18 protein-coding genes and 1 pseudogene are annotated in these 21,226 nt (G+C 43.2%); 18 read left to right on the top strand and 1 reads right to left on the bottom strand.

Annotated features, from left to right (window positions below):
* Positions 1 to 5: 5 nt before the first annotated feature.
* The 18 genes from C1E58_RS08240 (at position 6) to pknB (ending at position 19,155) form a co-directional block, all read left to right on the top strand.
* Complete coding sequence (locus C1E58_RS08240) at positions 6 to 230, top strand: DUF4059 family protein (RefSeq protein ID WP_105125122.1); 225 nt, start codon at positions 6 to 8, stop codon at positions 228 to 230.
* Between the two features lie 11 nt (positions 231 to 241).
* A complete protein-coding gene (trxB, locus tag C1E58_RS08245; protein WP_105210011.1) occupies positions 242 to 1,159 on the top strand; it encodes a thioredoxin-disulfide reductase in 918 nt (305 codons plus the stop codon).
* Between the two features lie 9 nt (positions 1,160 to 1,168).
* Complete coding sequence (locus C1E58_RS08250) at positions 1,169 to 1,708, top strand: YceD family protein (protein ID WP_105210012.1); 540 nt, start codon at positions 1,169 to 1,171, stop codon at positions 1,706 to 1,708.
* Between the two features lie 87 nt (positions 1,709 to 1,795).
* Positions 1,796 to 3,223, top strand: coding sequence for an NADP-dependent phosphogluconate dehydrogenase (gndA, locus tag C1E58_RS08255; protein ID WP_105210013.1), 1,428 nt, complete (start codon positions 1,796 to 1,798; stop codon positions 3,221 to 3,223).
* Positions 3,224 to 3,303: 80 nt separating this feature from the next.
* Positions 3,304 to 3,993, top strand: a complete 690-nt coding sequence (locus tag C1E58_RS08260) for a response regulator transcription factor (RefSeq protein ID WP_105210025.1) — start codon at positions 3,304 to 3,306, stop codon at positions 3,991 to 3,993.
* Between the two features lie 138 nt (positions 3,994 to 4,131).
* Positions 4,132 to 5,256 (top strand): AI-2E family transporter, encoded by a 1,125-nt coding sequence (locus C1E58_RS08265; protein WP_105114046.1) that lies wholly within the window; start codon positions 4,132 to 4,134, stop codon positions 5,254 to 5,256.
* 87 nt (positions 5,257 to 5,343) lie between these two features.
* Positions 5,344 to 5,835 carry a transcriptional regulator NrdR gene (nrdR, locus tag C1E58_RS08270; RefSeq protein WP_105114047.1) on the top strand — a complete coding sequence of 164 codons (492 nt, stop codon included), beginning with the start codon at positions 5,344 to 5,346 and terminating at the stop codon, positions 5,833 to 5,835.
* Positions 5,822 to 6,973 (top strand): replication initiation/membrane attachment protein, encoded by a 1,152-nt coding sequence (locus C1E58_RS08275; RefSeq protein ID WP_105210014.1) that lies wholly within the window; start codon positions 5,822 to 5,824, stop codon positions 6,971 to 6,973. The genes nrdR and C1E58_RS08275 overlap by 14 nt, the downstream gene beginning before the upstream one ends.
* Positions 6,973 to 7,872, top strand: coding sequence for a primosomal protein DnaI (gene dnaI / locus C1E58_RS08280; RefSeq protein WP_105210015.1), 900 nt, complete (start codon positions 6,973 to 6,975; stop codon positions 7,870 to 7,872). Before C1E58_RS08275 ends, dnaI begins: the two co-directional genes overlap by 1 nt.
* Positions 7,869 to 8,588, top strand: coding sequence for an NADPH-dependent oxidoreductase (locus C1E58_RS08285; RefSeq protein WP_105210016.1), 720 nt, complete (start codon positions 7,869 to 7,871; stop codon positions 8,586 to 8,588). The genes dnaI and C1E58_RS08285 overlap by 4 nt, the downstream gene beginning before the upstream one ends.
* A gap of 119 nt (positions 8,589 to 8,707) precedes the next feature.
* The gene (der, locus tag C1E58_RS08290; RefSeq protein ID WP_105210017.1) at positions 8,708 to 10,018 is read left to right on the top strand and encodes a ribosome biogenesis GTPase Der; all 1,311 of its coding nucleotides are present in this window, start codon (positions 8,708 to 8,710) and stop codon (positions 10,016 to 10,018) included.
* Between the two features lie 69 nt (positions 10,019 to 10,087).
* Positions 10,088 to 10,426 carry an MFS transporter gene (locus C1E58_RS08295; RefSeq protein ID WP_105210018.1) on the top strand — a complete coding sequence of 113 codons (339 nt, stop codon included), beginning with the start codon at positions 10,088 to 10,090 and terminating at the stop codon, positions 10,424 to 10,426.
* Position 10,427: 1 nt separating this feature from the next.
* The gene (locus C1E58_RS08300) at positions 10,428 to 10,748 is read left to right on the top strand and encodes a hypothetical protein (protein ID WP_105210019.1); all 321 of its coding nucleotides are present in this window, start codon (positions 10,428 to 10,430) and stop codon (positions 10,746 to 10,748) included.
* A 105-nt stretch (positions 10,749 to 10,853) separates the two neighbouring features.
* Positions 10,854 to 13,949, top strand: a complete 3,096-nt coding sequence (locus C1E58_RS08305) for a DEAD/DEAH box helicase (protein ID WP_105210020.1) — start codon at positions 10,854 to 10,856, stop codon at positions 13,947 to 13,949.
* 191 nt (positions 13,950 to 14,140) lie between these two features.
* On the top strand, positions 14,141 to 15,079 hold the full coding sequence (fmt, locus tag C1E58_RS08310; protein ID WP_105210021.1) for a methionyl-tRNA formyltransferase: 939 nt from the start codon (positions 14,141 to 14,143) through the stop codon (positions 15,077 to 15,079).
* A complete protein-coding gene (gene rsmB, locus C1E58_RS08315; RefSeq protein ID WP_105210022.1) occupies positions 15,066 to 16,379 on the top strand; it encodes a 16S rRNA (cytosine(967)-C(5))-methyltransferase RsmB in 1,314 nt (437 codons plus the stop codon). The genes fmt and rsmB overlap by 14 nt, the downstream gene beginning before the upstream one ends.
* 38 nt (positions 16,380 to 16,417) lie before the next feature.
* A complete protein-coding gene (locus C1E58_RS08320) occupies positions 16,418 to 17,155 on the top strand; it encodes a Stp1/IreP family PP2C-type Ser/Thr phosphatase (RefSeq protein WP_105114056.1) in 738 nt (245 codons plus the stop codon).
* The gene (pknB, locus tag C1E58_RS08325) at positions 17,155 to 19,155 is read left to right on the top strand and encodes a Stk1 family PASTA domain-containing Ser/Thr kinase (protein WP_105210023.1); all 2,001 of its coding nucleotides are present in this window, start codon (positions 17,155 to 17,157) and stop codon (positions 19,153 to 19,155) included. Before C1E58_RS08320 ends, pknB begins: the two co-directional genes overlap by 1 nt.
* A gap of 915 nt (positions 19,156 to 20,070) precedes the next feature.
* On the opposite strand, the pseudogene C1E58_RS08330 reads toward pknB, so the two are convergent.
* Positions 20,071 to 20,943: pseudogene (locus tag C1E58_RS08330) on the bottom strand (IS630 family transposase).
* Positions 20,944 to 21,226: the final 283 nt, after the last annotated feature.

Consider the following 21,226-nt stretch of genomic DNA (forward strand, 5'->3'; position numbering starts at 1 on the left):
AGACTATGTTACAAAATATTCTCAGTTTTTATTTGCAGGGGCTTTTGGTTGCAGCCCTGCTGGTCATTCTATCTAGCTTGATTTATTTTGCTGTAAGAGCAGGTAAAAAAGTTGATCGAACGCCGCAAGAGCGCCAGGATTTTATATTTGATTTGTTGATGATCAACGTCATGACCATCCCAATTCTTGCTTTTGGGGTCATGGGGATTTTGTTAATGTTTAAAGCATAGAAGGAAAAGATATGTACGATACAATTGTTGTTGGAGCAGGTCCTGCAGGGATGACTGCTGCTCTCTACGCAGGACGAAGCAATCTAAAGGTAGCTCTTCTGGAACGTGGTATTTACGGCGGCCAGATGAACAATACGGCTGAAATCGAAAACTATCCAGGCTATGACCATATTTCTGGTCCAGCCTTGGCAGAGAAAATGTTTGAACCTCTGGAAAAATTCGGAGTAGATCACATTTTTGGCACCTTGGTGCGTATCGAAGAAGATGGACCAATCAAGAAAGTTATTACAGAAGATGGTGTTTTGGAAACCAAAACTGTCATTCTAGCTATGGGGGCTAAACACCGCTTATTAGGTGTTCCGGGTGAGGATACCTACAATAGCCGAGGTGTTTCCTACTGTGCCGTCTGTGACGGAGCCTTCTTCCGTGGTCAGAAGCTCTTGGTAGTTGGCGGAGGTGATTCTGCGGTCGAAGAAGCCCTTTTCTTGACACAGTTTGCTGAAACCGTGACAATTGTTCACCGCCGTGACCAGCTCCGTGCTCAAAAAGTTATCCAAGACCGTGCATTTGCCAATGAAAAAATTAACTTCATCTGGGATAGTGTGGTAGAAGAAATCAAGGGCGACGACTTACGTGTACAAAGCGTTGTTATCAAAAATGTGAAAACAGAGGAAGTCAGCGAGCTGGACTTCGGTGGTGTCTTTATCTATGTCGGTTTGGATCCGATGACGGATTCGGTTGTCGATTTGGGTATTACAGACGAGGCTGGCTGGATTATCACGGATGAAAAGATGGCAACCAGCAAATCTGGTATTTACGCCATCGGTGACATTCGCCAAAATCAACTGCGCCAGATTGCGACTGCTGTTGGAAATGGTGCAGTTGCCGGTCAGGAAGTCTATAATTACATCACAGAACTAGCTGAATAGGGGAAAATCATGTTTCATATTTACGACATTCAGAAAAATCCAGATGGAATCTCCTTTGATAAAACCTTGGACTTGCAGGAAGAATTGCAGGTTCGCAATAGTGAAGTTTTAGGTTTGTCGCCTGTACAAGTAAGTGGAAATGTTCGCTTTGAATCAGGTTTCTTTTTCTTGGACTATCAGATGACTTACGACATTACCTTGGCTTCCAGCCGTTCCCTACAACCTGTCCTTTTACATGAAGTGCAAGAAGTCAATGAACTCTTTGTTGCCAATGAGGCTGTTCTTAAGGAGCAGGACTTGATTGACGAGGATATGGTTCTGGTAGTAGAAGACGACCACATTGTCCTAGAGGAAAGCGTGGCGGATAATATTCTTTTAGCCATTCCAATCAAGGTTTTGACACCTGAGGAAGAGGCGGGAACCGACCTACCATCTGGTCAAGCTTGGGCTTTGATGACCGAGGACGATTTCCAACAAAAAGCGCAAGAGAAAAAAGAAGCCAACAGTCCTTTTGCCCAATTGCAGGGCTTGTTTGATAGCGAAGAATAGTTTGGATGGTTAAATTATCTGAAAATTCTTGTCAATTTCAGGCTTTCAGTGTATAATAAAAGAGATAGAAATTAGAGGAGTAAACAAATGACAAAAGCAAATTTTGGTGTTGTAGGAATGGCCGTTATGGGCCGCAACCTGGCACTTAACGTAGAATCACGTGGTTATTCAGTAGCCATTTACAACCGTTCTGCTGATAAGACAGAAGACGTTGTTGCAAGCAACCCAGGTAAAAACTTGGTCCCAAGCTACGATGTGGAAAGCTTTGTAGCATCTATCGAAAAACCACGTCGTATCATGCTTATGGTTCAAGCTGGTCCTGGTACAGATGCAACTATTCAAGCCCTCTTGCCACACTTGGATGAAGGCGATATCTTAATCGATGGTGGTAATACTTTCTACGAAGACACTATCCGTCGTTCCAAAGAATTAGCTAACTCAGGTATCAACTTCATCGGTACAGGTGTATCTGGTGGTGAAAAAGGCGCCCTTGAAGGTCCATCTATCATGCCTGGTGGTCAAAAAGAAGCCTATGAATTGGTGGCAGATGTCTTGGAAGAAATTTCAGCAAAAGCTCCAGAAGACGGCGCTCCATGTGTGACCTACATCGGTCCAGATGGTGCTGGTCACTATGTAAAAATGGTCCACAACGGTATCGAGTATGGCGATATGCAGTTGATTGCGGAGTCTTATGACCTCATGCAACACTTGCTTGGCTTGTCAGTGGATGAAATGGCTGACATCTTTACTGAGTGGAACCAAGGCGAATTGGATAGCTACTTGATTGAAATCACAGCGGATATCTTGAAACGCAAGGATGACCAAGGTCAAGAAGGTCCAATCGTTGACTATATCATGGATGCTGCTGGTAACAAGGGTACTGGTAAATGGACAAGCCAATCATCACTTGACTTGGGTGTGCCTTTGTCATTGATTACAGAGTCTGTTTTTGCTCGTTACATCTCAACTTACAAGGATGAGCGCGTGGCAGCCAGCAAGGTCCTTCCAAAACCAGCTCCGTTTGCCTACCAAGGCGACAAGGCTGAATTGGTGGAAAAAATCCGTCAAGCCCTTTACTTCTCAAAAATCATGTCTTATGCACAAGGTTTTGCCCAGTTGCGCGTAGCATCTAAAGAAAACAACTGGAACTTGCCATTTGGTGAAATCGCAAAAATCTGGCGTGCAGGTTGTATCATTCGTGCTCGTTTCTTGCAAAAGATTACAGATGCTTACGGACGTGATGAAGACTTGGCGAACTTGCTCTTGGATGAATACTTCCTTGATGTGACCGCTAAGTACCAACAGGCTGTTCGCGATGTTGTTGCCTTGGCTGTTCAGGCAGGTGTACCTGTTCCAACCTTCTCAGCAGCTATTACTTACTTCGATAGCTACCGTGCTGAAAACTTGCCAGCTAACCTAATCCAAGCACAACGTGACTACTTCGGTGCCCACACATACAATCGTAAAGACAAAGAAGGTGTCTTCCACTACGATTGGTATAGCGAAACAAAATAAAAAGAATGGGCGTGTGAGCGCCCTTCTTTCTAACTTGACGTTAGCTAATTTGATTGATAGAGAGAACAATGAAAGAGATAATGGCTAAGAAAATTTTGATTGCCGGAAGAGAGCGCAATCTTTCGCACTTTGTTTCCATGGAGCTGCAGAAGAAGGAGTATTTGGTAGATTATGCCTCAACGGGGAAAGAAGCCCTCTCCTTAGCTCATGAAACGGATTTTGATTTGATTTTGATGAGCTTTCAGCTTTCTGATATGTCTAGTAAGGAATTGTCTAGGGAGTTATTGGCCATCAAGCCTGCTAGTGTCATGATTGTGGCTATTGATTCTGCAGATGTTGCACAGCATGGGGAAGAGGTCCTTTCTTATGCAGTTTCCTATGTCGTCAAACCCTTTGTCATCAGTGACTTGGTGGAGCAGATCACAGCCATCTTCCGTGGACGTGACTTTATCGATAAGAACTGCAAGCATGTTCCGCTACAGGCAGCCTATCGTGACTTGAAGGTTGATTTTCAAAATCGAACTGTCACTCGTGGTGATGAGTTGATTAATTTGACTAGGAGAGAATATGACCTCTTGGCTACCCTGATGAATAGTCCTGAACCTGTCAGTCGTGAGCAATTGTTAGAGCGGGTTTGGAAGTATGAAACCATGTCTGAAACAAATGTGGTAGATGTCTATATTCGCTATCTTCGCGGAAAATTAGATGTAGCTGGGAATCCTTCTTACATTAAGACAGTACGCGGTGTTGGCTATGCAATGCGGGATTAGTTTGAACTAGACTAGTGGTTCCAACTACAGTAACAAAGCGAGAATAAGGAAGGAGGTAGAGCGAACTTGATTTCTACTTCTTTTCTTTTTGGACTCCTTGTGTTACACTAGGACTAATCATGTTGAGATGGAGATGTTATGAATTCGTCATTTAAAGAAAAAGCTTTATTGATCTTACTGGCAGGAGCGACCCTTTTGGCAGTATTAAATTGGGATACGATTTACAAGGCTATCCAAATTTTATTGGGAAGCATGAATTCCCTCTTTATTGGTAGTGTTATTGCCTTTATTTTGAATGTTCCTATGAAAAAATTGGAGGATCTGTTAGAAAAGGTCTCCTTTCTTGAAAAATCCAAGCGCTCCCTAGCCATTGTTGGAGTATTGATTGGTTTTCTTTTGATTGTCACTGGCTTGGTGGTTATTGTCTTGCCTACCCTTATGACGACGGTATCCCAGTTGGTAACGGTTAGCAGCACGGCTATTCCTAAATCGGTCAATGCCTTGACAAGTTTTCTAGAAGAAAATGGGCTTTTGGCTGGTCAGGTTGGGGACCAGATTGCAGGAATGCTAGACCAGTTGAAAAACTTAACCTTTATTTCCAATCTGGTAACTCCTGTCTTGTCGGGCTTGGTATCCAATGTCACGGGGATTTTCTCCAATACCATGACGCTTGTGATGGCTTTCTTCTTTACCTTGGCTATCTTGGGGAGCAAGGAACAATTGCAGTCTATGACGGAAAAATTCTTAGAGGCTACTCTACCAGCCAAAGCGGTGAGGGTCATTGCTTACATCGGTGAAGTCATTATTGATACCTATGATAAATTCTTGATGAGCCAAATTGTAGAAGCCTGCATTATCGGAAGTCTGGTTTTTGTGACCTATTCTCTTTCTGGTATTCCTTATGCCAGCATGGCGGGAATTTTATCGGGTGTCTTATCATTCGTGCCTTACATTGGCCCCTTTACAGCCTGTCTGATTAGTGCCTTGTTTGTGGCAGTTCAAAATCCGCTCCTGGCACTCTGGTCTATTGTCCTCTTCCAGATTCTTCAGTTGATTGAGGGGAATGTGATTTATCCGCGCGTGGTCGGTCAATCAGTTGGACTTCCGACCCTCTTTACCCTAGCCGCAGCCTTGATTGGTGGAAACTTGTTTGGTTTGCTTGGGATGGTCTTCTTTACCCCCATTTTTGCGGTTATTTACCGTCTGGTTCGTGAATGGGTGGCCAGTCGCTTGAAAAAGCAAGAGGATGCGACAGTCAGTTAAAATAGAAAGTGAGTCGTTCTCGCTTTCTTTTATTTTTGTTGTTTTTATGCTATACTGAAGTGATAAAGAAGATGTAGGAGTGAGAGTATGCGTTGTCCAAAGTGTCAAAGTTTGAAATCAAGTGTTATTGATAGTCGTCAGGCTGAAGATGGCAATACCATCCGTCGCCGTCGTTCTTGCGATCAATGTGGTCAACGTTTTACCACCTATGAACGTGTTGAAGAAAAAACCTTAGTCGTTGTGAAGAAGGATGGGACCAGGGAGCAGTTTTCCCGTGAAAAGATTTTCAATGGGATTATTCGTTCTGCTCAAAAACGTCCAGTATCAACCAGTGATATTGATGAAGTGGTCAATCGGATCGAACAGAAGGTTCGCGCTCAAAGCGACGGAGAAGTCGAAAGTGACGTCATTGGTAATTTTGTCATGGATGAACTGGTGGAGCTGGATGAAATCACCTATGTGCGTTTCGCCTCTGTCTATCGTTCCTTTAAGGATGTAGAAGAATTGGAGAACTTGCTCAAACAGATGATTTCTAAGGGTAGTAAAGTAAAGTCAGGTGCTGCCAATGAAACCAAGTGATTTATTTACCTATATCAAGACTAGTCCCTTTACACCAGACATTGTCAGCCTCAGCCAGTGCTATCAACCGATCATCGGTTTTGATGCCCTAGCCCTCTACTACTACCTCTATAGTTTCTCGGATCAGGGCCAGGGACGTTTTAAATGGACGACAATTCTCAACCATATGGATTTTGGGATGAAACGCTTGGAGCAGGCCTTGGATCTCTTATCTGCCATGGGGCTCCTGCAAGTCTATCGGGCAGATGAGTTGACGGGGCTAGCCTTACAGGCACCGCTGTCTGTCAAACAATTTGTGGACAAGCCCCTATACAAACAGCTATTGGCACAACGAATAGGTGAAGCCAGTGTAGAAGGCTTACAGGGTTCCAGACCTCCTCAAGAAAAGAATGTATCCAAGACCTTCTCTCAGGTCTTTACGCTTACTGGTCAGATTGAGGGGAGGTTTGAACCCAAACATGATTTTGACTGGTCTGCCTTCAAGGCCTTGATGGCAAAAGACAAGCTTCTTTTTCAAGATGAAGCAGAGGACATTATTGCTCTTAGTCACATAGCAGAGCAGGCAGGGTGGACTTGGTTGGAAACCTATCGTCAGGCAAAGGTAACGGCGATTGGACAGACTATCTCGACCAAGCGCTTGCAGCAGTCACGTCAGGCTAAACAGGTGCCTGCAGGTCATTTAAGTCCTCAGGAACAGGCCATTGTTCGAGAGGCAAAAGCTAAGTCAAGTTCGGCTTTGCTCGCTTTTATCAAGGAACAACGTAAGGCGGTCCCGACTGACACAGAGAAAAAGTGCTTGAAAGATCTGGCAAACTTGGGCTTGCTAGATGAAGTCATCAATGTCTTGGTCCTCTATACTTTTAACAAGGTGGATTCGGCCAATCTAAATGAAAAATATGCCATGAAGCTGGGCAATGATTTCTCCTATAAAGGAATTGCTAGTGCAGAGGCAGCTGTTCTTTACCTAAGAGAGTTGAAAACAGGTCAAGCGGTCACCAAGCCGATCCAGCCACAAAAAACCAATGTGCCTGACTGGAGTAAGGAAGAGGTTCAGCAAGAACAAACGCAAGAAGGTCAAGCCAAGCTGGCTGCCCTTTATCGTGAATTAGAAGAAATGGAAAACAAAGGAGGTAGCTGATGAAATCAGTACAAGACAGGCTGTCGCAGGCAGCCAATCCAAGTCCAAAATCTTATCAGCAACTCTATCAGGAGATAGTGAGTGATCCTGAAGTCGCTGCTTTTATCAAAAAAGAAGGCTTGAGCCAGCAGGAAATCACTCTGTCCATTTCAAAGTTTTTGGAATATATCAGCCAGCGCGACCTCTTTGTCAAGCAAGACCAAGCCTATATTGCTAAGGGGTACCAACCAGTTTTGGTCATGAATGAGGGCTATGCGGATGTGTCCTATCTTGAGACAGAGGAATTGGTCGAATACCGTCGTTTGGAAGCTATCAAGAACCGCATCCAGCTCATCAATATGCCAGCAAGTTTGAAAAATGTAACCGTGGCGGATATTGATAAGAGCGATGAAAATCGTGTGGAAGTCATGCTAGCCATTGCGGATTTTGTCAAACGCTTTGAGGAAAAGCCAAAAGGTCTTTACATCTATGGCAATTTCGGTATTGGAAAAAGTTATTTGATGGCTTATTTAGCCAATTTGTTGTCCAAGACCCATCTTCAATCGACCACCATGCTCCATTATCCGACCTTTGTTGTTGATATCAAAAATGCCATCAAAGATGGTTCTGTCAAGGAGCGAATTGATGAAATCAAGATGGCTCAGGTATTGGTGCTAGATGACATTGGAGCGGAGCAACATAGTCCGTGGGTGCGTGACGATGTTCTGCAGGTCATTCTGCAATACCGTATGCAGGAGAATTTACCGACCTTCTTTACGTCCAATTTCTCCCTTGATGATTTGGAACGGCATTTCGCCTCTGGTAAGTCTGGTGATGAAACTTGGCAGGCCAAACGGGTTATGGAGCGGATTCGTTATCTGGCTCGCGATTTGCATTTGAAAGGAAAGAACCGCCGATGAATGAAACCATTGATTTGATGCTGAACCATACTTCCGTCCGTCGTTTTACGGAGGAACCCATTGAGGCGGAACAGTTGCAAGCTATTCTTTCAGCTGGGCGAGCTGCGTCTAGCTGGAAGAATTTCCAGTCTTATTCCATCATTGTGGTGCAGTCGGAGGAGAAAAAACAGGCTCTCTACGATTTGGTGCCCCAGCCAGCTATCTTGCAGGCCAAGGCAATTTTACTCTTTGTAGGGGACCACAACCGTGCCAGCAAGGCAGCTCAACTCCATGGTTCAGACTTTGAAGCCAAAGGAACAGAGAATCTCCTGATTTCTTCTGTTGACGCGGCTCTAGCAGGGCAAAATGCCCTTTTAGCAGCTGAAAGCCTGGGTTATGGTGGTGTCTTCATCGGTATGATTCGCCATAAGGCTTTGGCAATAGCAGAGCTGTTCAACTTGCCAGATTATACCTATCCCATTTTCTGTATTGCACTGGGTCGACCAGCCCAAAACCATCCTGTTAAGCCACGTTTGGCAGCGGAAGCCATTGTCTTCCAAGAAGAATATGTGGAGCAAGGCGTGGAAGTCATCCAAGCCTACGACCAAGTCCAGACAGACTATGCAGGTGCCCGTCAGACAGAAACCTGGTCGGAGCGTTTGATTGCCCAGTTTGGTCAGCCAGAACAACCTGAAACGAGGGCTGTATTAGAAAAAATAAATTATTGTAAGTTATAGTCTTTTTATTTGCTTTTAGTACTAGGCAACGAGCTGCAGACAGTACTGGAGTACGGCAAAGCGAGTTAACGACGTAATAAAAGATAAACGAAAACGACTATATTAGAAGAGGAGGAGCAATGGCTCAACCAACTATTGCCATCGTTGGCCGTCCCAACGTTGGAAAATCAACACTTTTTAACCGTATTGCGGGGGAACGCATTTCTATCGTAGAAGATGTGGAAGGTGTGACCCGCGACCGTATTTATGCCATTGGTGAGTGGCTCAATCGCAAGTTTTCCTTGATTGATACAGGCGGTATCGATGATGTGGATGCACCTTTCATGGAGCAAATCAAGCATCAGGCCGAGATTGCCATGGATGAAGCAGATGTTATCGTCTTTGTCGTATCAGGCAAAGAAGGTGTGACGGATGCTGACGAGTATGTATCGCGTATCCTTTATAAGACAAACAAACCTGTCATTCTGGTTGTCAACAAGGTCGACAACCCTGAGATGCGGAATGACATCTACGATTTCTATTCACTTGGACTTGGCGATCCTTACCCAGTATCTTCTGTACACGGTATCGGAACCGGGGATGTCTTGGATGCTATCATTGAAAATCTTCCAGTTCAAGAAGTAGAAGAAAATCCAGACATTATCAAGTTCAGCTTGATTGGTCGTCCAAACGTTGGTAAATCCAGTTTGATTAACGCTATTTTGGGTGAAGAGCGAGTGATTGCTTCGCCTGTTGCTGGAACAACTCGTGATGCTATTGATACGCACTTTACAGACCCAGAAGGTCAGGAATTTACCATGATTGACACCGCAGGGATGCGCAAGTCTGGTAAGGTCTATGAAAATACCGAGAAATACTCTGTTATGCGTGCCATGCGTGCCATTGAGCGTTCCGATGTCATATTGATGGTTATCAATGCCGAAGAAGGCATTCGTGAGTACGACAAACGCATCGCTGGTTTTGCTCATGAAGCTGGTAAGGGAATGATTATCGTGGTCAACAAGTGGGACACGCTTGAAAAAGACAACCACACCATGAAGCAGTGGGAAGATGATATTCGTGACCAGTTTCAGTATTTATCATACGCACCGATTATTTTTGTATCGGCTTTGACCAAGCAACGCTTGCACAAATTGCCTGAGATGATCAAGGCTATTAGTGAAAGCCAGAATACCCGCATTCCGTCGGCTGTCCTCAACGATGTCATCATGGATGCCATTGCCATTAACCCGACACCGACTGATAAAGGGAAACGCCTCAAGATTTTCTACGCGACACAAGTTGCGACCAAGCCACCAACCTTTGTGGTCTTTGTCAACGAAGAAGAGCTCATGCACTTCTCCTATATGCGTTTCTTGGAAAATCAAATCCGCAAGGCCTTTGTCTTTGAAGGAACACCAATTCATCTGATTGCACGGAAACGGAAATAAAAGAGGGGAACCTCTTTTTTCTTTGCAACTGTTCGCAAATATGCTAGAATAGGGCTAGGAGGTGTTGGTATGGTAGCGTTTCCGATTTGGCGAATTTTCTTTATACTGCTTTCTGTTTCTACTTTTTATTTTATTTTCTATGAAGATAGTCAGTATAAACCTTTTGGCTTTCGGTATTGGCTGGGACTAGTGGCTTGCATCTGGCTCAATTTGGTGACTTTGGCATCCTATTTTATCGCCTTTACAGGCGGTTCGATTATGGCCAATAATCAGTATAAAATGCCATTGGTCGTGATATTCCTTTTTTGTCTATTCGTGGCTAGTATGCTTTCCATACTTTCCTTTAAGGCTATTAAGATTGTGATTCGACGAACCAAATATTACCGACAGGTCGGAAAGGAAGGCTAGTATGGAATTTTTTGGTGAGCTGCTAGTGGAGTTTTTGACTGGATTGGCAGACTTTGATGAAAGAAAATATCCTCCTTTTGGCTTTCGTTATTGGTTGGGTTGGTTGGGGCTTCTGACCAACCTCTTAATGCTTGGCTTGCTTGGTTTTGTTCTAGCAGTTTTCTTCCTGATGTTTGCGGGAGGAAGGGGTTGGAGTTTCCTCGTTTTAGCTCTCCTTTTCATGCCTATTCTGTTCTTTTGGTTCTATAAAACCCATGGTTTTATCAGGAAAATGTGGCATGTCACACTGTATTATAGAAAGATTTCTAAGAACATCAGTTGAGTGAACTGGTGTTTTTTTGGTGCCTTGGTAAAGAATTCTTACTTGAAATAAGCTATAATGAAAAGATAATATTTTAGATTGTGCTAAGTCAGAAGAGGTAGTTGAATGGGTCGGATGATGCCTGGGCGAATTCGCCAAGAAGGAATTGATTTGTATGAGGCTGGGAAACTGACTGTTCTTCATAGTGAGAATGGGAAGATGGAGCTGGATATTGCTGGAGAGCGCTTTATTTATAGTGATGATGACAGTGATTTACTCTGTAGTTGTGACTTATTTCAAAGAAAGGGCTACTGTCAGCATCTGGCTGCCACGGAGTATTATTTAAAAAATGATGGGGCTGGGAAAGATCTGAAGCAGTCATTGAAGGAAGAAGGGGAGCAACATAAGGAAACGGTGCGTCGGACCTATTTTGGTGGCCTCTTTTTAGATGAGATTTTGGGGTCAAAACCAGAAGAACTGGGTATCAAATACCGTCTGTCTGTAGAGGGAAATCTCTTGCCCTATGACCGACAGATTGATTGGACTTTGAAAATCAGTCGCTTGCCAGATACCCGTGCCTATATTGTGCGGGACATCGGTGCTTTTTTGCGTTTGCTCAAGACCAATGGCCATTACCAAATCGGGAAAAATTACTACGAGCAGTTGGCCTATGAAAATTTTGATGAGCCCAGTCAGGCTGTCCTAGATTTACTTTGGAACTTGGTTCCGGAGAAGGCGAGTATAGATTCGGATATTTTGATTCACTTTGGCCGACATTTTCGGTTGCCGCAGGCCTATTTTGAAGAGGGCTTAGAATTGTTGAATCGGCTGGATGGCTTTGTCTTTACCTACCAGCAGCAATCCTATTCGTCCTTGATGGTGCTTCCTTTGACGGAGGAAGATGGTCTGTATCATTTTGAAGTAACGGTCCATACGCTCATGATTGAAATGGTCATTCATGAAAAACGTGTCCGTCCTCTCTTTCAAGGTCGTTACATCTTGGTAGATGGCGTTATTTATTGTGCGAATCGGAAGCAGGAACAGCTAATTGCCCGGATTTCGAATTTGGTTCCTACCGAGTCAGGCTTGAGAAAGGTCCAGGTTGACTTTCAAGATCAGAATCGCTTGGCGCTGACTTTGCTGGATTTGCAGACCATAGGGACGGTCAAGGCACCCAAACGCTTTAAAATCCATGATTTTACACCTCATTTCCATATGGAGATGGAGGCAAGTGGTAGCTTAATCTTGCATTTGGTTTTGGATTTTGACGGTCGCTTGGTCAGAAGTGAGGATGAATTGAGTCTGCTGCCATTTGCCAGTCATTTCCAACACCTAGAGTCTGTCTATCAGGCAATCGGTTTGGCGGGTTTTCGTGGCAAATACCTGGCTCATAGACCTGCTCTTTGCCAACAGGAAGTCTATCCTTTTTTCCGCCAGCAGTTACCACTTTTAGAGAGCATGGGGCAGGTGCATCTATCAGAAAATCTTCAGTCTCTTGTGATAGAAGCCAAACCTCAGTTGGAAATCGTCAGAAATGGCTCGCTTTTGGATATTTCATTTGATCTGACAGGCATTGCTCAATCCGAAATTGATCAGGCTCTGGAAGCCTTACTCAATCAAGAAGACCACTATACAAGTCCAAGTGGTAAGGTTCTAGTCTTTGATGAGGAAACCAAGAAAATTAGCCAGACCCTGCTTCAGCTAAGAGCCAAGCATGGCAAGGGTGGGCAGGTGCAGGTTCATGCCTTGGCAGGTTATCAATTAGCCCAGTCCCTGTCAGGCTTTGATCAGGTTCGTTTTTCCAAGGATTTTCAGGAAATGGCTGCCTATCTTGCTCAGCCAGACAGTTTTCCAATGCCAGATGTGGATGTGAAAACAGCGCTTAGGGACTACCAGCAAACAGGTGTTAAATGGCTGTCCATGCTGGATCATTATGGTTTTGGCGGTATTTTGGCGGATGATATGGGACTTGGCAAGACCCTGCAAACCATTGCCTTTCTGTCCAGTCGGATGACGGAGACTACTCGTGTGTTGATTTTGGCCCCCTCTAGTTTGATTTACAACTGGGCGGAAGAATGCAAGCGATTTGCTCCAGACTTGGACCTAGCTGTTGTTCATGGAAGTAAGGAGCAGCGAGTAGACGTGATTGGTCAGGAACATCAAATCTTTGTAACCTCCTATCCATCCTTTAGACAGGATAGTGACCTCTATAAGCAAGAACATTTTGATTACCTGATTTTAGATGAAGCCCAGGTCATGAAAAATGCCCAATCCAAAATTGCTCAGTTACTGAGAGAATTTGAGGTTGGAAACTGTTTTGCACTTTCGGGTACCCCTATTGAAAATCATTTGACTGAATTATGGTCTATTTTTCAAATTGTTCTCCCAGGTTTATTGCCCGGAAAACAAGCCTTTGGGAAATTGGCAACCAAGGACATTGCTAGAAGCATTCAGCCCTTTGTCCTCAGACGGCATAAGGAAGATGTTCTGCAGGAACTGCCTGACTTGACGGAGATCAATGTTTTAAATGAATTGACAGATGAACAGAAGACCATCTACCTAGCCCAGCTCCAGCAAATGCAGTCCAAAATTATGGGTGCAGATGATGCCCAAATCAATCGAAGCAAGATTGAAATTTTATCTGGGATTACGCGATTACGTCAAATCTGTGATACGCCTAGTCTCTTTATGGATGATTTTCAAGGTGAGAGTGGCAAGCTCAATAGCCTGAAAGAACTGTTGGTGCAACTGAAAGAGGGGGAACACAGGGTCTTGATTTTCTCCCAATTTAGAAACATGCTGGAGCAAATTGAAGCGCAATTAAATGAGCTTGGTCTGACTTCCTATACGTTGACGGGCTCAACCCCGGCCAATCAACGCCAAGAAATGACCCAGGCCTTTAATGCAGGTAGTCGGGATGTCTTCCTCATTTCCTTGAAAGCAGGTGGGGTTGGTCTCAATTTGACTGGTGCAGACACGGTTATTCTGGTTGACCTCTGGTGGAACCCTGCTGTGGAAGCCCAGGCCATTAGCCGTGCCCATCGAATGGGTCAGACTGAAAAGGTGGAATGTTACCGCCTGATTACCAGAGGAACCATTGAAGAAAAAATCCAAGTCCTGCAAGAAAATAAGAAAAATCTAGTCAAAACGGTTCTCGATGGAAATGAAAGTCGTGCAAACTTGACGGTTGAAGATATTCGTGCTATTTTGGGGATAGAATGAGCTCAATTTGATATTAGTTACTTGAGTCTTATAGCCGTTTATCAACTGCAAGGTGGTTAGAGTTTCCAAAGTCCAAACATTGCAGAGTTAAAAGAACCTTTAGTTAAGGAAAAAATAAGCAAAAATGGTATAATTAAGGGATACTAGGATTAGTAAGAATGATTTCATGTAAAGGAGATGAGAACACGAACATGACCAAGTTGATTTTTATGGGAACACCAGCATTTTCAGCGACAGTCTTAAAAGGACTTTTGGCGGATGACAAGTATGAAATCCTTGCTGTTGTCACCCAGCCAGACCGAGCTGTTGGACGAAAAAAAGTCATCCAAATGACACCTGTGAAAGAAGTAGCCTTGGCATACCAATTACCAGTCTTTCAACCTGAAAAGCTATCTGGTAGCCAAGAACTAGATGAGCTTATGAATTTGGGAGCTGATGGAATTGTAACAGCAGCTTTTGGGCAATTCCTACCAACCAAATTATTGAACTCAGTTGACTTTGCAGTCAATGTTCATGCTTCTCTTCTTCCTAAATACCGTGGTGGTGCCCCTATCCATTATGCCTTGATTAACGGTGATGAGCGTGCCGGCGTAACCATTATGGAAATGGTCAAGGAAATGGATGCAGGCGACATGATTTCCAGCGATAGCATTGCTATTGAAGAAAGTGACAATGTCGGCACCTTGTTTGAAAAGTTGGCTGTTGTTGGTCGGGATTTATTATTACAAACCTTACCAGCCTATATTGCTGGTGACTTGAAACCAGTCGCTCAAAATCCAGAACAGGTAACCTTCTCACCAAATATCCAGCCAGAAGAAGAGGTACTGGATTGGAACAAATCTGCTCGCCAACTCTTTAATCACATTCGCGGGATGTACCCGTGGCCCGTTGCCCACACCTATTGGCAAGGGGAACGGTTTAAAATTCAAGAAGTTGTTGAAGTAGAAGGAACAGGTCCAGTAGGTCAAGTTATTGCTCGAAGCAAAAAAGAATTGATTATTGCGACAGGTCAGGGAGCTCTTTCACTGAAAACGGTTCAGCCAGCAGGTAAGCCTAAAATGACCATTGCAGACTTTTTAAATGGTGCAGGTCGAGATATTGCAGTAGGAGATCAATTTGGTGATCAATAAACATGAAACAGCAAGAAGTCTAGCCTTAACTGTATTGGAACAAGTCTTTGATCAAGGAGCTTATTCGAACATCGCTCTCAATAAGGCTCTAGAATCTTCTCCTTTATCAGCACAAGACAAGGGCTTGGCGACCGAGTTGGTCTATGGGACGGTTTCTCGGAAGATAACACTGGAATGGTACCTAGCACATGTTATTGAAGATAGAGAGAAATTGGACACTTGGGTCTATTATCTCCTCATGTTGAGCCTCTACCAGTTGGTATATTTGGACAAATTGCCCCCCCACGCAGTTGTCAATGAAGCTGTAAATCTTGCAAAGAGAAAGCCTGGAACCGACAAGTTTGTCAATGCTATTTTGCGCAAAATGAGCCAATCGACCTTGCCAGATCCAACAGGCATCAAACGGAAAAATAAGAGGCTATCTGTCCAATATTCTGTGCCAGTTTGGTTGGTCCAAACCCTGATAGCAGAATATGGTGACGAGCGAGCGGAGCGGATTTTCCAAAGTCTGCATATTCGAAATAAGGCCAGCATCCGTGTAACAGATGGTAAGCAAGTAGAAGGATTGGCAGAGGAGCTAGATGCCCAACAATCGCAGTTATCACCAGTCGGCCTAGTCAAGGGCCAGGGACATTTTGCGGCTACTGATTACTTTAAACAAGGTCTGATTACCATTCAGGATGAAACCAGTCAATTAGTGGCGCCAACTTTGGATATACAAGGGGATGAACTCATCTTGGATGCCTGTGCAGCCCCTGGTGGAAAAACCTGTCACATGGGCTCCTATCTGACAAGTGGCAAAATCCTTGCCCTAGATTTGTACGAACACAAACTAGCCTTGATTGAAGAAAATGCCCAACGCTTAGGCTTAGCAGATAAGATCGAAACCAAACGTCTAGACGCCAGTCGCGTTCATGAGGAATTTGGTCCAGATACCTTTGATAAAATCCTAGTGGATGCCCCATGTTCTGGAATGGGGCTCATTCGCCGGAAACCAGATATTCGCTATAACAAGGCGGCTATGGATTTTGATTCTCTAAAGGCAATCCAGTTGCAGATTTTGGACAGCGTTTGCCAAAGCCTGAAAATAGGTGGTATAATAACCTATAGCACCTGCACGATTATTGCCAAGGAAAACCAAGAGGTTATTCACGAATTTTTACAAAATCACCCCAATTTCGAACAGGTCATGCTAGAGCATCCCAAATCAGATATTATGGTGGATGGCTGCCTCTTGATCACCCCTGAACAATACCAGACAGATGGCTTTTTCATCGGTCAATTTAGAAGAAAATCCTAGAATAAGAGGAGGAAGTTGCATAGCAACGATAGAAAATTATGGAAATTGCATTACTTACTGACGTTGGACAAAAACGTTCGAACAACCAAGACTATATCAACTGTTACAAGAACCGTGCGGGTATCGACTTGGTCGTTCTGGCAGATGGTATGGGTGGTCACCGCGCCGGTCATATTGCCAGTGAAATGGCTGCGACAGATTTAGGTGCAGCCTGGGTTGATACGCAACTGGTGACCTTGAATGATGTTCGTGAATGGCTGATTGCCATCATCGATGCAGAAAATCAAAAAATCCATGAGCTTGGGCAAACAGAAGAATATAGAGGAATGGGAACCACGCTAGAGGCAGTTGTGGTGATTGATAATCAGATGATTTATGCCCATGTCGGTGATTCTCGCGTTGGTTTGATTAGAAATGGAGAGTATACTCGTTTAACCAATGACCATTCCTTAGTTGGTGCCCTTGTTCGCGCAGGTCAGTTGACAGAAGAAGAAGCCCTTCGTCATCCTCAGAAAAATATCGTTACCCAGTCGATTGGACAGGCAGAACCCATTGAGCCAGATATTGCTTTGAAAACTCTGGAAGTTGGTGATTACGTTCTGATTAACAGCGATGGTTTGACAAATATGGTATCTGTGGAAGATATTCGTGATATTGTCGTGAGTGGTGTATCATTGGAAAGTAAGGCAGAAACCTTGGTTCGTTTTGCCAATAATGCAGGAGGTTTGGATAATATTACAGTAGGTCTACTTCATATTACAGAGGAGGCTCGGTAATGATTCAAATCGGTAAGATCTTTGCTGGGCGCTATCGGATTGTCCGGCAAATTGGTCGAGGCGGTATGGCGGATGTGTATCTGGCTAGAGATTTGATTTTGGATGGTGAGGAAGTAGCTGTTAAGGTCCTTCGCACCAACTATCAGACCGACCAGATTGCTATCCAACGTTTCCAACGGGAAGCACGTGCGATGGCAGACTTGGACCATCCCAATATTGTTCGTATTTCGGACATTGGTGAGGAAGATGGTCAACAGTATCTGGCCATGGAGTATGTCAACGGCCTTGACCTGAAGCGTTATATTAAGGAAAATGCCCCCCTTTCAAACGACGTGGCTGTTCGGATTATGGGGCAAATTCTCCTAGCCATGCGGATGGCCCATACACGGGGCATTGTTCATAGGGACTTGAAACCCCAGAATGTTATCTTGACCTCAAATGGTGTCGCTAAGGTGACGGACTTTGGTATTGCAGTGGCCTTTGCGGAAACTAGTTTGACCCAAACCAATTCAATGCTGGGCTCTGTTCACTATCTTTCACCAGAACAGGCGCGTGGTTCGAAAGCAACCATTCAAAGTGATATCTATGCAATGGGGATTATTCTCTTCGAGATGTTGACAGGTCGTATTCCATACGATGGGGATAGTGCTGTGACCATTGCCCTCCAGCATTTCCAAAAACCACTGCCATCTGTCAGAGAAGAAAATGCAAATGTCCCTCAAGCACTTGAAAATGTTGTGTTAAAAGCGACAGCTAAAAAATTAAACGAGCGCTATAAGTCTGTTGCGGAAATGTACACAGATTTGGCCTCATCCTTGTCATTGGATCGTAGAAATGAACCTAAGATTATACTGGAAGATAACAAGGTTGATACAAAAACCTTGCCTAAGCTCTCTCAGGCTAATGTTGATATCAAGCCGGCAGCTAATGCAGAGGCTGCCAAAACCAAGGCTGAGAAACAGCCGACAAGTAAGCAGGACAATGCAAAACAAAAAGGGGTTGCTAAGCCAGTAGCGAAAGCGAGACAAGGAGTTCGAACTCGTTTCAAAGTCTTGTTAGGTGTATTTCTGTTGACCCTCATGGCAGTTGGGATTGTGTTTTTCAATTCACCAAGAACAGTCACTGTACCGAATGTAGCGGGACAAACTGTTGAAAAAGCACAAGAAATGATTGAAGTGGCTGGATTGGAAGTAGGGAGTGTAACCAAAGAGGCAACCAATGACGTTGCTGAAGGTTTAGTGATTCGTACTTCGCCAGGAGCTAAGACCTCAAAACGTCAGGGGAGTAAGGTTGATCTGATTATTGCAACTGCTGCCATGGTCGTTATTCCAGATGTTAGCGGTAAAGATTTGGCTACTGCCCAGCAAGAATTGGAAGCGCTGGGATTACAGGTTTCTGTTAAAGAGGAGTATAGCCTAACGGTTGATAAAGGCATGGTCATCAAGACTAGCCCAGAAGTCAATGCGTCTATTGAAAAAGGTGGTAGTATCACTCTCTATGTTTCTAAAGGAGTTGTGGTACCAAATGTAGTTGGCAGAAGTCAGGAATCGGCGAGTCAGATACTTCAAGATGCAGGTTTTTATATCGGAACTGTAACACAGGTCTATAGTTCATCTGTTGAGGCTGGTCAAGTCATTAGTACAGATCCAGTAGCTGATACAGAACTTGAAAGAGGCTCAGTCATCAATTTGGAAATTTCCAAAGGCAAGGAATTGATTATGCCTGATTTAACATCTGGTCATATCACTTATTCACAAGCTAGCAGTCAACTGCAAACTTTGGGCGTCAAGGTTGCCAATATCGAAAAACAGGAGGATAGGAGTTACTATTCAACGACTAGTGATATTGTGATTGGTCAGTATCCAGCAGCTGGTAGTACTATCGAAGGGACTGTTACTCTTTATGTATCGGTAGCCTCAGCGAGTGCTAGCTCGACAAGTAGTAGCATAAACTCTTCTGCTTCCACTCCGACTTCGACATCAACAGATACCAGTGAATAAAGTTATTGTAGGCGATAGACTGCTCAGAATTAAAATTTCTACTTTTAAAGTTTGACTCACTGTGCGACACGCTTCATGAAGTTTTTCGTCTTTTATTTGTTGTTAAAGATAAAGGTACCAAATCAAAAGTTTTGAAGGCATTAAAACAAGCATTTCAATACGCTTGACCATCCGATGCCCCTCAATCATTTCCAAATCTTTGTATTGACACAGACGACGGGAAATATCAATTAATTTCTGTACAATTTTGTAGTAAATCGTTTTTTCGTGGCACTTAGGTATGATAGTTAATTGATATGACACATCCATTTACTATGTTGTAAACTGTAACCGATTTTTATCATAACAAGAAGTTCCAATTAAGAGTTGCTCATTTTTCATTCTGTATTTAAAAAATATCGACAAAATAACTCTAAAAGTATGAAAATACGTAAGCAATTCAACTCAGAACAGCTAAGTCTTGAGAAAATCTTGCTTGGGAGTGACCCGTAGCGTAGGAGGTACGTCTGTTTAGTCAGTTTGCCGAAGTCATTATTTAAGTAATTTTATTAGATAGGGCTTCTAACACTAGTTCAGTCTGTTATGTTGCTCGAAAAGTTTTTACTTTCCTATAATTTCCAAATCTACATTCAATGAAAATCAAAAACAGACTAGGCGACGCAGATGCAGATAGAACCCTGTTACTATTTTATTTCAAGGTAGCAGGCTGAAAGGCTCCACTGGAGCCTTTCACTCATCAAATCAAGTCAACAACGTCTGATTTTGATTTTCGAAGAGTATTAGATGCTCTATCGTTCTTAATACCTTAGGTGTCTTTGACAATCCTGTTGAATTTTTCGGCTCTTTATCAATTGTAGTGGGTGGATGAAAAGCTAATACCTAGAGAGGACGAACTTCGTTCTCTCTTTCCTATTTTCAGGAGATAAAATAGCATAGTCGATTGAAACAAGAACAGGACAAAAGTGCCTCAAGAAAAGTATCGCAATTTGACAATACTTTTCTGAGGTGTTTTTGATATGAGCCCATGTTTTCTCAATGGGATTATACTCGGACGAGTAAGGAGGCAGAGGTAAAAGTCTATGTCCCTGCTCCTCGCATAAATCTCTTAGCTTACTCATCCTATGAAAACCTGCATTGTCCATAATGATAACAGCTGTTTCATCTAAAGTTGGTAGCAAGACTTTTTTGAACCAAGCTTCGAAAAAGTCACTTGTCAAGGTATCTTTGTATGTCATCGGGGCTATAAGCTCACCATTTATGAGACCTGCAACCAAAGATAGCTGCTGATATCTTCTTCCAGTAACCCGACCTTTTATCAACTGACCTTTTAAGGAGCGAGCATATTCTCTATAAAAATAGATCTCAAAACCTGTCTCGTCAATATAAACAGGAGTCAGATGGCTTAAGTTACTCAATTCTTTAAGGAACAAATCTACTTTTTCAGGGTCTTGTTCATAGTAGGTACAGCTCTTTTTTTTTTTTTCGAATATAACCCATAGCTTTGAGAGCGTAATGAATAGCTGTTGGATGACAATCAAATTCAGAAGCTATTTCAGTCAAATAAGCATCTGGATGATTTTTTAGATAGTTCTTTAATTTATCTCTATCAACTTTTCTTGGTTTGGCTCCTTTTACTTGGTGACGAAGCTCGCCGGTTTTCTCTTTTAATTTTAACCATTGATAGATGGTGTTGCGTGAAATTTGGAAAATAGCAGATGCTTCAGTAATACTGCCTGTTTTCTCACAGTATGCGAGAACTTTTTTACGAAAATCTAATGAATATGCCATAAATACATAAAATCATAAATGTACTGGTTTTGTTTCATTTTACTATAAGAATAACTGAGTTGTCTTTTGAGACCGCGTTGACAGCAAGAAATGAAAAAAAGATTTCAAAAAAGTGTTGACAAAGTTGATTGAAGATGATAGAATAATTGAGTTGTCAAATCTGAGACGCGACACTGAAAAAAGAAACAAAAAAAGTTTCAAAAAAGTGTTGACAATTAGTTGAAGAAATGATAAACTAAGATAGTTGTCGCGAGAGCGCGGCAGTGAACAAGACCTTTGAAAA

The sequence above is a fragment of the Streptococcus suis genome, assembly GCF_002964575.1.
Taxonomy (GTDB): Bacteria; Bacillota; Bacilli; order Lactobacillales; family Streptococcaceae; genus Streptococcus; species Streptococcus suis_R.

What these genes read in the sequence shown, in the direction of transcription:
- C1E58_RS08300 (WP_105210019.1), top strand. Translation starts at nt 10,428, where the DNA reads ATGGAATTTTTTGGTGAGCTGCTAGTGGAGTTTTTGACTGGATTGGCA.
- C1E58_RS08320 (WP_105114056.1), top strand. Translation starts at nt 16,418, where the DNA reads ATGGAAATTGCATTACTTACTGACGTTGGACAAAAACGTTCGAACAAC.
- C1E58_RS08240 (WP_105125122.1), top strand. Translation starts at nt 6, where the DNA reads ATGTTACAAAATATTCTCAGTTTTTATTTGCAGGGGCTTTTGGTTGCA.
- C1E58_RS08250 (WP_105210012.1), top strand. Translation starts at nt 1,169, where the DNA reads ATGTTTCATATTTACGACATTCAGAAAAATCCAGATGGAATCTCCTTT.
- C1E58_RS08295 (WP_105210018.1), top strand. Translation starts at nt 10,088, where the DNA reads ATGGTAGCGTTTCCGATTTGGCGAATTTTCTTTATACTGCTTTCTGTT.
- C1E58_RS08260 (WP_105210025.1), top strand. Translation starts at nt 3,304, where the DNA reads ATGGCTAAGAAAATTTTGATTGCCGGAAGAGAGCGCAATCTTTCGCAC.
- dnaI (WP_105210015.1), top strand. Translation starts at nt 6,973, where the DNA reads ATGAAATCAGTACAAGACAGGCTGTCGCAGGCAGCCAATCCAAGTCCA.
- C1E58_RS08275 (WP_105210014.1), top strand. Translation starts at nt 5,822, where the DNA reads ATGAAACCAAGTGATTTATTTACCTATATCAAGACTAGTCCCTTTACA.
- pknB (WP_105210023.1), top strand. Translation starts at nt 17,155, where the DNA reads ATGATTCAAATCGGTAAGATCTTTGCTGGGCGCTATCGGATTGTCCGG.
- der (WP_105210017.1), top strand. Translation starts at nt 8,708, where the DNA reads ATGGCTCAACCAACTATTGCCATCGTTGGCCGTCCCAACGTTGGAAAA.
- fmt (WP_105210021.1), top strand. Translation starts at nt 14,141, where the DNA reads ATGACCAAGTTGATTTTTATGGGAACACCAGCATTTTCAGCGACAGTC.
- C1E58_RS08305 (WP_105210020.1), top strand. Translation starts at nt 10,854, where the DNA reads ATGGGTCGGATGATGCCTGGGCGAATTCGCCAAGAAGGAATTGATTTG.
- trxB (WP_105210011.1), top strand. Translation starts at nt 242, where the DNA reads ATGTACGATACAATTGTTGTTGGAGCAGGTCCTGCAGGGATGACTGCT.
- gndA (WP_105210013.1), top strand. Translation starts at nt 1,796, where the DNA reads ATGACAAAAGCAAATTTTGGTGTTGTAGGAATGGCCGTTATGGGCCGC.
- C1E58_RS08285 (WP_105210016.1), top strand. Translation starts at nt 7,869, where the DNA reads ATGAATGAAACCATTGATTTGATGCTGAACCATACTTCCGTCCGTCGT.
- nrdR (WP_105114047.1), top strand. Translation starts at nt 5,344, where the DNA reads ATGCGTTGTCCAAAGTGTCAAAGTTTGAAATCAAGTGTTATTGATAGT.
- C1E58_RS08265 (WP_105114046.1), top strand. Translation starts at nt 4,132, where the DNA reads ATGAATTCGTCATTTAAAGAAAAAGCTTTATTGATCTTACTGGCAGGA.